Origin of the sequence: Paenibacillus sp. FSL R10-2734 (genome assembly GCF_037963865.1) — a bacterium.
Taxonomy (GTDB): Bacteria; Bacillota; Bacilli; order Paenibacillales; family Paenibacillaceae; genus Paenibacillus_AQ.
This window is the reverse complement of record NZ_CP150170.1, coordinates 3,036,739-3,051,119: the sequence shown is the minus strand read 5'-3', so window position 1 is coordinate 3,051,119 and position 14,381 is coordinate 3,036,739. Positions and strand designations below refer to the sequence as shown.

General features: G+C 41.8%; 11 protein-coding genes. 5 read left to right on the top strand and 6 right to left on the bottom strand.

Going from position 1 to position 14,381, the window contains the following annotated elements:
• Window positions 1-16: 16 nt before the first annotated feature.
• The 4 genes from NSS67_RS13275 to NSS67_RS13260 all read right to left on the bottom strand — a co-directional run bounded on the left by NSS67_RS13275 (window position 17) and on the right by NSS67_RS13260 (window position 7,406).
• Window positions 17-1,867, bottom strand: a complete 1,851-nt coding sequence (locus NSS67_RS13275) for an assimilatory sulfite reductase (NADPH) flavoprotein subunit (protein WP_339320591.1) — start codon at window positions 1,865-1,867, stop codon at window positions 17-19.
• A 267-nt stretch (window positions 1,868-2,134) separates the two neighbouring features.
• Window positions 2,135-5,392 carry an ATP-binding protein gene (locus NSS67_RS13270; RefSeq protein WP_339319964.1) on the bottom strand — a complete coding sequence of 1,086 codons (3,258 nt, stop codon included), beginning with the start codon at window positions 5,390-5,392 and terminating at the stop codon, window positions 2,135-2,137.
• Window positions 5,379-5,753, bottom strand: coding sequence for a response regulator (locus NSS67_RS13265; RefSeq protein WP_339319963.1), 375 nt, complete (start codon window positions 5,751-5,753; stop codon window positions 5,379-5,381). The genes NSS67_RS13270 and NSS67_RS13265 overlap by 14 nt, the downstream gene beginning before the upstream one ends.
• Before the next feature lie 21 nt (window positions 5,754-5,774).
• Complete coding sequence (locus tag NSS67_RS13260; protein WP_339319962.1) at window positions 5,775-7,406, bottom strand: diguanylate cyclase; 1,632 nt, start codon at window positions 7,404-7,406, stop codon at window positions 5,775-5,777.
• A 217-nt stretch (window positions 7,407-7,623) separates the two neighbouring features.
• Between NSS67_RS13260 and NSS67_RS13255 the strand changes: the two genes are divergently transcribed.
• Together NSS67_RS13255 and NSS67_RS13250 are read left to right on the top strand one after the other, a co-directional pair.
• On the top strand, window positions 7,624-7,893 hold the full coding sequence (locus NSS67_RS13255) for an ACT domain-containing protein (RefSeq protein WP_339319961.1): 270 nt from the start codon (window positions 7,624-7,626) through the stop codon (window positions 7,891-7,893).
• Window positions 7,894-7,906: 13 nt separating this feature from the next.
• Window positions 7,907-9,262, top strand: coding sequence for a PFL family protein (locus tag NSS67_RS13250; RefSeq protein ID WP_256989813.1), 1,356 nt, complete (start codon window positions 7,907-7,909; stop codon window positions 9,260-9,262).
• 91 nt (window positions 9,263-9,353) lie between these two features.
• On the opposite strand, the gene NSS67_RS13245 is transcribed toward NSS67_RS13250, so the two are convergent.
• Window positions 9,354-9,764, bottom strand: a complete 411-nt coding sequence (locus tag NSS67_RS13245; protein ID WP_339320590.1) for a hypothetical protein — start codon at window positions 9,762-9,764, stop codon at window positions 9,354-9,356.
• 205 nt (window positions 9,765-9,969) lie between these two features.
• On the opposite strand from NSS67_RS13245, the gene NSS67_RS13240 reads away from it, so the two are divergent.
• Together NSS67_RS13240 and NSS67_RS13235 are read left to right on the top strand one after the other, a co-directional pair.
• Window positions 9,970-11,007 (top strand): glycosyltransferase, encoded by a 1,038-nt coding sequence (locus NSS67_RS13240; protein WP_339319960.1) that lies wholly within the window; start codon window positions 9,970-9,972, stop codon window positions 11,005-11,007.
• A 13-nt stretch (window positions 11,008-11,020) separates the two neighbouring features.
• On the top strand, window positions 11,021-12,094 hold the full coding sequence (locus NSS67_RS13235) for a glycoside hydrolase family 99-like domain-containing protein (RefSeq protein ID WP_339319959.1): 1,074 nt from the start codon (window positions 11,021-11,023) through the stop codon (window positions 12,092-12,094).
• Between the two features lie 30 nt (window positions 12,095-12,124).
• Here NSS67_RS13235 and NSS67_RS13230 read toward each other — a convergent pair whose 3' ends face one another.
• Complete coding sequence (locus tag NSS67_RS13230; protein WP_339319958.1) at window positions 12,125-13,585, bottom strand: MFS transporter; 1,461 nt, start codon at window positions 13,583-13,585, stop codon at window positions 12,125-12,127.
• Between the two features lie 164 nt (window positions 13,586-13,749).
• Between NSS67_RS13230 and NSS67_RS13225 the strand changes: the two genes are divergently transcribed.
• Window positions 13,750-14,169 carry a MarR family winged helix-turn-helix transcriptional regulator gene (locus NSS67_RS13225; protein WP_339319957.1) on the top strand — a complete coding sequence of 140 codons (420 nt, stop codon included), beginning with the start codon at window positions 13,750-13,752 and terminating at the stop codon, window positions 14,167-14,169.
• The last annotated feature ends 212 nt before the right edge of the window (window positions 14,170-14,381 follow it).

Here is a 14,381-nt window from a genome sequence, read left to right as displayed (position 1 = left end):
AACTTCCATCTATCCATTAATAGACATCACGCTGGTAGCTCTGCGCCTGTTGCATTTCGTCCAGATAAGCCGATGCTGCTTCAGGGCTTAGTCCACCCTCATTCTGAATCACAGTAAGCAAAGCAGTATGAACATCATGTGCCATATACTTCTCGTCGCCGCAAACATAGATATGAGCACCGTCTTGCAGCCATTCATAAACCTCACGGCTCTTTTGCAGGATGCGATGCTGTACATATACTTTCTCTTCGGTATCACGTGAGAAGGCTACATCCAGCTTGCTTAGAACGCCATCCTTTAGCATTCTCTGCCAGTCAGTCTGATACAGGAAATCAGTTACGAAATGCCGATCCCCATAGAACAGCCATGATTTCCCTTCCGCTCCCAGCTCTCCACGTTCCTCTAGGAAGGAGCGGAAAGGTGCAACGCCTGTGCCCGGTCCGATCATAATGATCGGTGCATCCGGATTAGCCGGCAGCTTGAAGTTAGGATTATGCTGAATATAAATAGGCAATGTATCTCCAGGCTGTACTCTTTCAGCGCAATGTACCGAGCAGACACCGTAGCGTTCCCGGCCGTGAGCCTCATACTTTACTGCTCTGACCGTTAGATGAACCTCATCCGGGTTAGCCTTATAACTGCTAGCAATTGAATAGAGTCGTGCAGGAAGCTTCCGCAAAATAGTCACAAAGCTACTGGCTGTACCTTCCCACGGTGAGAAGTCCTGAACCAAATCGAGGAGATCTCGGCCTTGAATATATTCCTTTAGCTCTTGCGCACGCTCTGGCGTCAATAAATCACTTAGTTTATTTGAAGAAGATAACTTCGCCGCTTGCTCAAGTAGCGGTTTGGTCAATACAGTGATTTCATAATGGTGGAGAAGTGCTTCACTTAAGGAGCCTTCTTCCCCTTTTTTATTAAACGGGACAATTTCATTTGGACTCCAGCCCATAGTATGAATAATTGCATCTATCAATTCAGGATGATTCTCTGGATAAACACCCAGCGCATCCCCTGGCTCAAATTGAATGTTAGAGCCTTCTAGTGATAGCTCCAAATGACGAGTCTCACGATCCGAACCGCGCCCGTTCAAATTCAGATTCTCCAGCACCTCTGCCTTAAATGGATTATTCCGGGTATATAAAGGCTCTTTCGACTCTGCGTCTTCTGCGGCTTGAACCGCTTTTGCAGCAATGGCTGGAGCATTTAAATTTGCATTTAATGCACCAATCACACCTTTAAACCATTCGGCAACTGAATCGTCATAATCGAGATCACAATCTACGCGTGGACTTAAACGTTGACCGCCAAGTTCCGCTAAGCGCTGATCAAAATCCTTACCGGTTTGACAGAAAAATTCATAGGAGGTATCTCCCAGAGCCAGAACAGAAAACCGCAGGTTCTCTAGTTGAGGAGCTCTTTTACTATAAAGAAATTCATGAAAAATCCGTGCATTATCTGGCGGCTCACCTTCTCCGTGAGTACTCACCAGTAGAAGCAGATTCTCAACCTTTTTAAGCGCAGTAGGTTTGAAGCTGTTCATCGCGGAGAGTGTGACCTGAAAGCCTTGCTCTTCCAGCTTGCGGGATAAGCTACCTGCCAGTCGCTGACAATTCCCAGTTTGCGAACCAAATAATATGGTCACTTCCCGTGATGCTGCTGGTTGACTCGCAGTAGCGGCTCCAACCTCTGTGTTCGATTGCACTTGAAGTTCAGCACCCGCTGGCACTGCTACAGCTGTTCGGCCAATCGCGGACAAATATCCGCTGAGCCATATTTGCTGGGTCTCCGTTAAAGTTGGTAGAAGACGATTGAGAAGCTCGACTTGGTTCTCGTTAAAAGGACTGTTCGTTACCTGTAGTTGCAACAATATCCACCTCTCCTAAACATGAAATCTGGTTATGATCCGTACCTCATTTGAATCTATCTGAGCCTTTTTTAGAACCTCATAAAATCAGGCTATCACAATAATTGTAAACGATCAATGAAGTCTATTTCACCTAAAAACTGTAAATTATTGAAAAAGTATCAATAAAGTACGTAAAAACCGATCAAAACAGTATGATTTACCCTGATTTGATCGGTTTCATTATAAAAAGTAATACTATTTATAAAATATTGTGATAAATAAAAACTATAAATCCTTCTTACTTTGGGGAAATAATACCTCGCCTACCCCCATCTTTATCTTCACAATCTCTTCAAGCGTATTCGATAGCTCGCCAGGCGGATAAGGTTTCGTTAAATACTTCTGAATCACATCATTCAGTTGGTTCTTATCCGATTGATCTAGAGCAGAAGAAATAACTATCGGAATATTCTCTGTTCTCGAATCATTTTTCAGCATTCGGATCAAATCCCAACCGTCCAGTTCATCCCCAAGCATCAAATCAACCACTATCGCAACAAATGTTGTTTTTAAGGCTTGATCAAAGGCTTGCCCCGGATGATAGTGATGGGTAACACGGAAGCCCTTCCCTTTAAGCTCTTCTGATAAAAGTAACGAAAGACTATAATCATCTTCAACGATCATTACATTAGGCTTGAGCTCTTTATCTGCATTCCACTTGTTTAGCTCATCTTGCTGTCTGCTTGTTTCCGAATGGAGGATTGGGAGGTTAAACCAAACGGTCGTCCCTTCTCCCTCTACCGAATTAATACCGATGGTCCCCTTTTGTTTCTCTATAATTTCTTTACAAATGGCAAGACCGAGACCTGTTCCACCAATTCTTTTGGAGGCACTGTTATCGACCCTTCTGAATTTTTGGAATAGCTGTCCTATTTGATCCTTAGGAATGCCAAGACCATTATCCTGAATGCGCACAATTACTTGACCTGGCTCATTATGCAGCAGTACCTTTATTTCACTAGTAACAGGCGAGAACTTAATCGCATTACTTAACAGATTCGTTAGAACTTGGACAATCTTATCCTTGTCCACATCCACTTCTGCATTAAGAGCTTCATCCACCAACAGCACATGATGTATGCTGCTAAGTTTATATTGATCGATCACCCCAAGCACAATTTCACTGAGATTCACATGCTCCGTGATATACTGCTGCTTACCTGATTCCATTCTCTGCAGATCTAGAAAATCATTAATGAGCTCAGTCAATCGCTTCGCTTCCTTATGAATCGTCTCCAGATACTTCAGCTGCTTCTCAGGCTTCATGGTTTTGGTCAATAATAATTCCGTGAATCCTAGTACACTCGACAATGGCGTTCTCAGCTCATGACTTACCGTACTGACAAGATCAGATTTCATAAGATCCAGTTCGTACTCCCTAGTGATATCTCTGTAGACGAACAATGTACCTATTCGGAGCTCACGACGGAAAACAGGAATCGCATAAACATCGATATGCTTCTTTGATTCTGCGCCAATGGAATATTGCATACTGCTGGATTCCAGAGCATTCTCAGCGATTGCTTGCTCAAAAAACAACCGAAGTTCATCGTTCTCGTTCGAGCGTTCGATGAAATAATCCATCCATTCTTTTCTAGGAATCACTGTACCTTCAGTCCAGTCATAGTTAACAATATTACACAGCGCTTTATTCATCTGCAGCATCATGCCTTCAGTATTTACGAACTGAATCCCTTCGTTTACATTATTCACGATATCGCGGTTCAGCTTTCGCCCATGTTCAATCTCTTCATACATGACTAATCGTTCAATCACCAGAGCTACGCGGTTCATCATCCCTTGAACCTCATTAATCTCTTCATTACTGAAAGAATGCCCAATCCGGCTTCCGCAGAATACAGCTAAAATCTCATCTTCAGCATTTACAACAGTAGTATAGAAATCGTAACAGTAGACCTCATTCGCAGAAATTCCCTGTTCCGATTGCGTGGCTAAACGCTTAACCACATATGACTTTTCTGACTTCAAACGATATAACATTTCATTGTTCTCATTATCGATATACCGCTGTACATTTTCCTGAGGAATTCCTTTTACAGCCGCAATCTTATCTTTCACTAGCAGGAAGAAACTCGAATCAAAGGAATACATGCGATGTATAAATTGAATAAACTTATCTGCAAATTCATGTTTATCTAAGGTATAGGTAATGTCATGATTCAGCTGATTATAAAGCTCAAGCATCTTTGTAGTCTGTTCCGTATTCTTCAGCGTTTCCGCCAGCTCCAGCTGTACACTTTTCATGGATGTGATATTATACGCAATGAGAATATACTGATAAATCACTCCATCATTGTTCAGGTATGGTACGATAGTCAGATGCATCCAGATTGGCGATCCGTCTTTCGTCAGAATCTGAAGCTCATTGCTCCATACCCCACCCGTATTTAATTTGTTGAAGATCTTCTGCATTTGTTCTCTAGATATATTATAGAGTTCGAATAATTTGTAGGTAAAACCAATAATTTCAGACTTTTTATAGCCGGTATATCTGCTTAAATTATCATTCGTGTGGGTAAAGACTCCTTTATCTGTAAGAATCCCAACCGCAGACGACTGATCTAGTGCTTTCATCATACTCTCTATTTCACTAAGCGAGCGTTGCAGTCTGTACTGCTGATCCTGAAGTTCGTCCTGCTGCGCATGTAGCTCTTCATTCTGCATCATCAATTCTTCTTCTTTGTCCTGAATACTTCTCGCCATATTTAGAAATGCAGTATAAAGTCGACCGATTTCATCCTGACTCTTAAGATTACCCAGAAGAATTTCCTCACCGGCAGCCAATGAATGAGTTGCACCTTCCAGCTTCAGAATGGGATTAATCAAGTTCCTAAGAATCCGCCAAATCATAAAAGTGAAGAAGAGCAGAATTATTGTGCTGAAAAAAAAGGAGATAAAAGTAAATTCGTTAGCCCGTTTAATATAATCCAGTGCCATATTGTTTAATGCGGTATCTGATCGCAATCTGTACTCTTTCGTATACGCAAGAAAATCATTCACTGATTTAGTACTACCTTCTCCAGCTAAAGCTCTCATAGCTTCGTAATCATCAGCCTCGACAAGCCGAATCGCTTCTGGTAGAGTTTTATTTTTATATTGGTCATAAAATGATTTTAAACCATCCCTAAACAAGGCTTCTTCGGAACTTAAATTAAGATTAGAATACTTATCCAGCACCTGATCAAAGTTAGCGAGGGCTGTGTTTAAGAGCTTTAATTCATTCGCGTCCTTAAGCAAAGTAAATCCCCTAGCTCGAAAAAACACCTCATTTAAAGTGCTCGCCATTTCGCTAATCGTGTCTGCTTTAAACTGTAAAGTTTCACGGTCTCTACTTAACTCATCTTGCTCATAGTTTATGAAAAGAAAGAATACAGTTCCCATAATGACGATTAAAGAGAACACAACAACAATAATGCGTAAATATCTATTTTTTATACTGTGATTAGAACTACTTTTCTTCACCACTTAGGATCCCCTCCACAATCTGCAAGAGTTCCATCGGACTAAATGGTTTCGGCATGAAATAACGCGCTCCAGCATCAACTGCTCGAATTCGATCTACATCTTGAGCCTTGGCTGTTAGCATTAAAATAGCTGTAGCTTTTTTCTTCTCCTCATCCAGCTGCTGGAGCACTTCAATCCCTGTCATTTCCGGCATCATATAATCTAGAATCACTAGATCAAAATGATCCGCGGATAGCTTAGTCAGTGCCTCTAGACCATTATCAGCGGTGTGAATCTCAACATTCTCTAAATCTTCCAATGTATCCTCGATTAACATTCGTAAAACTTCTTCATCATCCACTACCAATATTTTTTGCATATTTGTATAATTCCCTTCGTGTTAGAACAAGAATCTATGAGCCAATCGTTCCATCCGAGACAACAGCTCAGGCATGTGAACTGGTTTTACTACATAATCATCAGCGCCCATCTGCAGGGCATGTATAATATCCGCCTGATTATTTCTTCCTGTCAGCATGATCACTAATATATTCACTTCTGGATATGTCTTGCGAATTCTTTCCAGTACTTCTACTCCATCAAGATCCGGCATCACTCCATCTAGCAGAATAATATATTTCTCATCGACGGAATACCAATCCGATTGCAAGAAATCCAGCCCGTTCGCATAACTGCTGATCTTCACTTCAGTAATATCTTCTGGCTCCCAAGTGGCGAACTGATGAGTCACAATTCTACGAATCAACGCATCATCATCCACAATAATTACATTTAGAACCGAGCGCTTTTTAGTAGACGATAGATTATTCGTGTAGAGCGTCGTCTGATTCCTTCCGGCGTACTTACTGGCATAAAGTGCCTGATCTGCTTCCTCTACAATTTTATCGGCAATATTCTCAGCTTCTGTTACCTCAGATATCCCACTAGAGAAGGTTACTTGAAAGATTTCATTCTTCGCAAAAAAGTCGGTGGCAGCAAATTGCTCCTGAATGCGCTGTATCACTGATAAGGCAGAACTCGCATCCGTATTTGGCAGGAACACAGCAAACTCCTCTCCACCAAAACGGCAAAAGGTATCTTCCATCCGGATTGAGCTCTGTACAAGCTCAGATAAAGTCTGTAATACTTCGTCTCCGATTAGATGACCATATGTATCATTAATCTTTTTGAAATAATCCAGATCAATTAGCGCTAATGTAAATACCCTTTCCGTACGCTTAAAATCGCAAATCAGCTGCTTCATCACTTGATTAAAGTGTTTTCGATTAAACGCACCCGTCAATTCATCCACAATGATAGACTCCTGCCATTCTCTCTTCATCTCAAAGCGGTTTTTGATCAGAGCCAGAAATAAATCAATATCTACAGGCTTCGGTAAAAAATCCATCACACCCAGTCGATAGGCATGCAATTGAGTCGCTTTGGAGTACTCCCCACTTATAATGATGATAGGAATACGTTCTTTTTTGGCTTTGCCGATAATTTGATTTAAGACCTCAATCCCGCTGATATCTGGCAACAGAATATCTAGAAGAATCAGATCCGGTTTGCTTTCATAAAAAATCTTGAGACCTCGTTCAGCGGATAAGGCTATGCTTACATAATAGTTCTGCTTCTCTAATGATTCTTTTAAATAAGCAACTAACTCTACATCGTCATCAATAAGCAAAATATCATTAAGTGGGAGCGCAACATTATTTCTTTTTTTGTCTAACTGCTTAACTGAATCTATAGTAATCGATGAATCTTGGTCAAAAAGTTGAATAAGCGGGTACAAATAGTCCCCCCACTCTTCAGCAGACCAGCTCTTGAAGCTGCTTTCCGTGAAATAGGGCAACGTTGCATCGGCAAATTGTTCAACTTCTTGTAACCCAACAGTTCCAGCCGTGCCTTTCAAATTATGCAAAAAACGATAAATGTCCTTCTCTTTAACTTCCGACAGTTCCGACCATTTCTGGAGGGTTTGTTTGGTTCGCTCTTCAACCATATCTTTATATTTTTGTGTATTCATATTTACTCCTTCAGAGTATCTTATCAACTTATCACTTCATCACATTTTTTATATACTGTCAATTGAATTTTCTTTGATTTCATAGGACTTTTCAAAAAAATAATCAAACTGACAAAAAACCTTTGGTTGAAGCTTGCTTCAGCATTTGCAATAATGATTGGAATGGTTCATTCCGTTTACACGGCTTAATCACCATATACAAAGGGAGGCTGTAATCATGAAGGGAATTATTACTGTATTAGGAAAAGACAAAGTAGGGATTATTGCCAAGGTATGTACATATCTTGCCGAGCACAATTTGAACATTCTGGATATTTCTCAGACGATTGTACAAGATTATTTTAACATGATGATGATTGTAGACATTTCTGCCTCGACTAAAGCTTTTGAGGATATTGTTGAGGATTTGCATTTGCTCGGCGAATCGATCGGCGTGGAAATCAAGCTTCAGCATGAGGATATTTTTAATATTATGCACCGCATTTAGGAGGATGACCATGATATCACTGGTGGAAGTACAAGAAACGAATAAGATGATCCGTGAAATGAATCTGGATGTGCGTACCATAACGATGGGGATCAGCCTCATGGATTGTGCCCATACAGATATGAGAACCTTTAACCAAAATGTATACGACAAGATTACTAGATCCGCCGAGAAGCTTGTCAAAACAGGTGAAGATCTAGAAAGACAATTCGGTGTTCCGATTGTTAATAAACGGATTTCTGTGACTCCTATTGCTATTGCCGCTGGAGCAGTAAAGACGGATACGTATGTACCTGTAGCGGAAATTTTGGACAAGGCTGCCAAAGAAGTTGGTGTTAACTTTATTGGTGGCTTCTCTGCACTTGTGCAAAAAGGCTGCACCAAAGGCGATCGCATTCTAATCGACAGTATCCCAGAAGCGCTGGCAGTCACTGAAAGAGTCTGCTCCTCCGTCAACGTTGGCTCCTCCAGAAGTGGAATCAATATGGATGCTGTCAAATTAATGGGTGACATCATTATTCAAACTGCGGAACGCACTAAAGATCGGGATTCCATCGGCTGTGCAAAGCTGGTTGTCTTCTGTAATGCCGTCGAGGATAATCCTTTTATGGCAGGGGCATTTCACGGTGTTGGTGAACGGGAATGTGTCATCAATGTAGGTGTCAGCGGTCCAGGTGTAATCAAGCGTGCGTTAGAGGAAGTGAAAGGACAGGACTTCGAAACCCTGTGTGAAACGATCAAACGGACTGCGTTTAAAGTTACGCGTGTGGGACAACTAGTTGCACAGGAAGCGTCCAAACGGATGAACGTACCTTTTGGGATTATCGATCTATCTCTGGCTCCAACACCAGAAATTGGCGACTCCATTGCGGAGATCTTTCAAGTCATGGGTCTGGAAGAAGCTGGCGCACCAGGAACAACAGCCGCTCTGGCAATTCTAAATGACAATGTTAAAAAAGGTGGCGTTATGGCTTCCTCCTATGTCGGCGGACTAAGTGGAGCTTTTATTCCGGTCAGTGAAGACCACGGAATGATTCAGGCCGTTCAGCGTGGTGCCCTTACTCTCGAGAAGCTAGAAGCCATGACCTGTGTATGTTCTGTAGGATTGGACATGATTGCTATACCGGGAAGTACCACCAAAGAGACGATCTCTGGCATCATCGCTGATGAAGCTGCGATTGGAATGGTCAATAACAAAACAACTGCTGTTCGCGTCATTCCTGTCATCGGCAAGGATGTTGGCGAAATCGTCGAATTCGGCGGCCTCCTTGGATATGCACCAGTAATGGCTGTTAACGGCTTCAACTGCGCGAACTTCGTTAACCGAGGCGGACGAATTCCCGCTCCAATTCACAGCTTTAAAAATTAATAGAAACATCAAACAGCAAGTCCCTATTTGTACCTAGGAGACTTGCTGTTTTTTTATTATTCAGAGTTTGAATATATTAATGCTATTGGAATTAAGCCCGTTGGATCCCAATATGAGGTGTTCCCCCAGTCAAATCAATAAATAATACATAGTCATTTCCATCCGTGCCCTTCAGCACAAGTCCTGTCTGACCTGCAACTCCCACAGCGAAATATCTGACTTGTTGAAGGCTCGTAGGTGCTGCTACTGGTGTCAAAGCCTGATTCACAGTGATCAAACGGGTTGCAGCTTTTATGGTGCCTGCACCGCTAATTTCACCTGTAACCCCCAAATGACCTGCTATGGATTCACTACCGTTCACATTCAGGCTTCCCATTATAGTCTGACTTCCATTCAAATGTAGATTTGAATCGATAGTCTCATTCCCATAAACATGCAGATCATTTTGAATGGTCTGACTCCCTGTAACTAGAATGCTATCGAAAGTTGGCACAGCAATCATCCCTTTCAAGTTTATAGTATATCTTATGTTAAACAAGCCAACCCTGTCATAGATAGATATACAGCTTTTACTAAATCCGCTTTTTCCTTCGGGATTCATATTAATGGTCTTATACCTAAAGTCAAAAGATCCACCTACACATATACTGATTAGCAAGACTAGGTGCTAGAGCAGACGACTGGCTCCAAAGAATACAGGAGGAATTATGAAGAAGACAGCTAATTTGCTCACTCCTCAAAGGCCCCCAACTCACAAAGTCAGCATCAGCCAAGTTAATCAATCGCAACACCCTAATCTCATTCTTGAGATGAACTCTTATAGAGCGGAGACTATAAAACGGGAGCTTAAGCAATTAAGAGTATTGCTTCTGGTCCCCTCAGGGATAAGCAATAAATTGCTTAATGTACGACTTTTTAAAGATCAGCTAAGACATCTGGTCAAAGAAGTGCTTGCCATTAAGTTTCAGCATAATCTAGAGCAATATTTAGCCCAGTATCAGCCTGATCTGATACTAGCTCTGGGATCCGAGACAATGTTCCCTGAGGAGAATATCCCTGCCCTGAAAGCTTCAAATGTTCCTAAAGCCGTATGGATGGCAGATGCGACCTGTCTTACCCGAACAGAACGTAATCTGGCACTGTTATTCGATTATATTTTCACGCAGAACATAGTTAATCTAATTTATTATCAGGGTTTACAGGGGAAATATTCGAGTTATCTTCCTTATGCTACGGATACGGAGCTCTATTATCCAAGGCGTGTAGAGAACTGTTATCACAGTGATGTACTTATTCTCGGCCATTTTCAAATGAATAGTGTTCTGCACACCCTAGCTTATTCGGAGCTACTTCATGGCCTCAAGGTAATAACCGTCGGCAGCGGTTGGGAGCCCATCAGAAACTTCTTAGACATTAAGCACGATAAAGATATGTCTAACTATTACAATGGAGCGAGGATCGTCATCAATTGCACAGGCTCTGTGCAGCAGATTATGGAGGTCTCTGCTTGCGGCGTATTTCAATTAGTGGAAGATCATCCCCATCTCCAGGGTTCACGAATCGCAGAAGAAGATCTCATTCGTTTCCAAAACTTCAAAGAGCTCACTGAGAGCTTCAAGTACTATATTTCTCATAGTGAAGAAAGAAGAATTTCTGCTTCTCGTGCTCTAAAGAACGTGAAGTACAACCATTCTTATCTTCAGCAAGGAAAGCTGCTGCTCAATAAAATATTCACGGAACCATAGGGGGTGAGCTGACTTGAAATGCATCGCTTTTGTATTACCTCAGTTCCATCAGATCACAGAGAATGACTTCTGGTGGGGGAAGGGTTTTACAGAATGGACAAATGTCAGGAAGGCTGAAGCCCTTTATCCTGGACATGATCAGCCCAAGAAGCCTTTAAATAATAACTACTATGATTTAACGGACCCTAAAGTGAAGCAATGGCAGGCCGAGACAGCAAGGGCTCATGGCATATACGGTTTTTGTTATTATCACTATTGGTTCAATGGCAAGCGACTTCTGGAACAACCGGTTCAACAAATTATTGACAGCAAAGAGCCTGACTTCCCCTTTTGCCTCTCTTGGGCTAACGAACCTTGGACACGAAGCTGGGATGGCACCGAAGAAGATGTCTTGATGCCACAGGAATATGGAGAAGAACGGGATTGGCGAATGCATTTTTATACTTTGTTGGAAGCATTCAGAGATGAACGATATATTTGCGTAGATGGCAAACCAGTATTTATTATCTACAGATCCTCCAGCATCCCTCGCTGTGATGAAATGCTTCAATGTTGGCGTGATTTAGCTCAGCAAAACGGACTAAAAGGGCTTCATCTGGTCAGGACGCTGGGCGGATTCCCTCTTACGTCAGAGCAAGGGTTCGATGCCAGTCTGGAATTTGAGCCTCACTACACATTTGCACATGGCGGCGTTAAACATTTATGGAGCTCCAAGCAGGTTGAGGATCAGAAGCATATCGTTATTGATTATGATGAGTTATGGGAATCCATGTTAGAGCGGACACCCCACAGGGACGGGGAAATTATATATCCGGGAGCATTTGTTAACTGGGATAATACACCACGCAAAGGTGCTGCCGGACAAAGTACTTTAGGTGCAAATCCTCACAAATTCGGTCAATACCTGTCACGACAAATTGAGAGGGCCAAGAACATGTTCAAAAGTGATTTTATTTATATTAACGCTTGGAACGAGTGGGCTGAGGGTGCTTATTTAGAACCGGATGAACATTATCGGTATCAATACTTGCAAGCCGTTAAGAAAGCCCTTCAATATCATCACAAAGAAGATCCTTCCACGCCGTAGCGTCAGAAGGATCTTCTTCTTTATTTCATATTATCTTTCTGAAGTCTGCATTCTTGCGCTTCTTGCACTCAGCATTCTCCACCCCGTTAGCAATGCAGCCACAAAGCATATGGATGCCGAAGTCATGAATACTACATGCATGCCACTGATAAACAACTCTGGTCGACCTGGAACTAGACCTGTTACCCGATAACCTGCTTCACTACTCATCACATGAAAGAGAATGGTCGTAGCAATCGTAATACCGACGACCATGCCCACATTACGAACTAGTGAATTGACGCTGCCCGCAGAACCAAGCTGAGTCCTAGGCACCTTAGACATAACAAGTGAATTATTCGGTGATTGAAACAGACCACTACCTATTCCTAGCATAGCGATCCACACGCCTACTAGCACAACAGAGCTTCCATCATGAAGCTCAGCTAATCCAAACTGAGCAATAACCATGACCACCAGCCCTGCAAAAGTTAGGAACTCAGACCCGATTTTATCTGATAATGCACCGCTTATTGGTGCTACGACTACCATACAGATCGGTAACAGCATCAACAGAAATCCCGCTTCAAAGGGCGATAGATTCAGCATATTCTGTGCATAAAACGGCGCGATAATATTAAAGCAGAAATTCGCTGTAAACACGAGAAAACCACATAAAATACTTAATGAAAACAACGGATTCTTAAATAATGACAATTGCAGAAGCGGTTCTTTTCTACGAAGCTCCGTCCACAAGAAAGCAATGAAGCTGATTCCAGCTACGATTAAAGATGTCACAATTAAGCTGTCGCCATAACCGAGCTGCTGGCCCAATAATAGCCCCGCGAACAAACTTATAATAAAAATAGCGAAGAGCATACTACCTGGTACGTCTATTGTAGATTTCGTCCTAGTTAAATCCTTAGGCAGTACCTTCCAGCCTAACAGGATGACGATCACTCCAATTGGAATGTTCACCCAAAAGATATATTCCCAGCCTAGTGTCGAAACCATAATCCCACCTAAACTAGGGCCTGCTATACTTCCCAGAGACACGAATGTACCTATGAAACCAAGAGCTTTCCCCCGCTCGTTGGCTGGAAAGATATCCGTAACTATTCCCTGACTGTTCGCCATGGTCATCGAAGCTCCTATAGCCTGAATGACGCGCGAAGCAAGTAATGCAGGTAAACTTAAACTGAAGCCACACAGCATAGAACCAATAACAAAAACAATCGTTCCAATCTTAAAGATTCGAATCTTCCCAACAATATCTCCAAGCTTCCCGAAGAAAAGAATCGCTGCACAGATCGCCATCAAATAACCTGTGGTTACCCATTCAATTTGTGCCATAGGTAGCTTTAGCTGTTTCGATAATTCAGGCAGAGCGATGTTGACAATACTACCATCAAGCGTGGACATAAAGGTGAAAATATTCAGGACAATTAATATCATCCAGCGTTTCTTCTGAATTACTTTGTCTTCCTGATAGGATGCACTAATAGAACTCATAAACTAACACCTCATTGAATGTATAATCAGCGTTTAGTTGCGCACGCAACCAAACTTGCTTACCCAGTGTACATCAATTTAGTTGCGTACGCAACGACTTTATTGTACACTTTGTCTGAGAGTAGCAAATACGCGAACTATAAACCCAAAGAGGTGTCTACATCTTGGAAAAAGAACCTATAGGAAAATTGATTTCCTATTTTCATCGTCAAAATCAAAAGCAATTGGTAAAAAAATTCATGCCCTATGGAATAGGTAGCGGTGGGCAGCATAGCTTTCTCAAATTGATTCTTTCCAAACCAGGGATTACACAAGATCAATTAACTTCCGAATTGAAATTCGATAAAGCCACCACCGCACGTTCCGTGAAGCAATTAGAGAATTCGGGATACATTGAACGAAAACCAGATCCTAATGATCGACGCTCTCACCTACTGTATCCAACGCCTAAGGCAATCGATTTCTCGCCTATCCTTCAGTCTATTTTAAGTGATTACAATAAAAATCTCATTGGCAAATTAACTAGTGAGGAAGTAGAGCAGCTTCGTTACTTACTTCAAAAAATCAGTACTGACGAAGAATAGGACAAACAAAGAAACTGTCTCAAAAGTAGTAAAGGCTACTTAAGGGACAGCTTCTTTGTTTGAGAATTATTAGGGAAAAGCTCCCTGAAAATAGCTGGTAAATGTTTTAAATGAATAGAAAGAGGGAAATCCTCCCTAAAAATCAGAGTAATATCGGTATTTGCCAACGAATCAGCAAAATTATAGGGAGGAATTCCCTAATTATCGATCAG

What these genes read in the sequence shown, in the direction of transcription:
- NSS67_RS13230 (WP_339319958.1), bottom strand. Translation starts at nt 13,585, where the DNA reads ATGAGTTCTATTAGTGCATCCTATCAGGAAGACAAAGTAATTCAGAAG.
- NSS67_RS13245 (WP_339320590.1), bottom strand. Translation starts at nt 9,764, where the DNA reads ATGATTGCTGTGCCAACTTTCGATAGCATTCTAGTTACAGGGAGTCAG.
- NSS67_RS13265 (WP_339319963.1), bottom strand. Translation starts at nt 5,753, where the DNA reads ATGCAAAAAATATTGGTAGTGGATGATGAAGAAGTTTTACGAATGTTA.
- NSS67_RS13255 (WP_339319961.1), top strand. Translation starts at nt 7,624, where the DNA reads ATGAAGGGAATTATTACTGTATTAGGAAAAGACAAAGTAGGGATTATT.
- NSS67_RS13240 (WP_339319960.1), top strand. Translation starts at nt 9,970, where the DNA reads ATGAAGAAGACAGCTAATTTGCTCACTCCTCAAAGGCCCCCAACTCAC.
- NSS67_RS13260 (WP_339319962.1), bottom strand. Translation starts at nt 7,406, where the DNA reads ATGAATACACAAAAATATAAAGATATGGTTGAAGAGCGAACCAAACAA.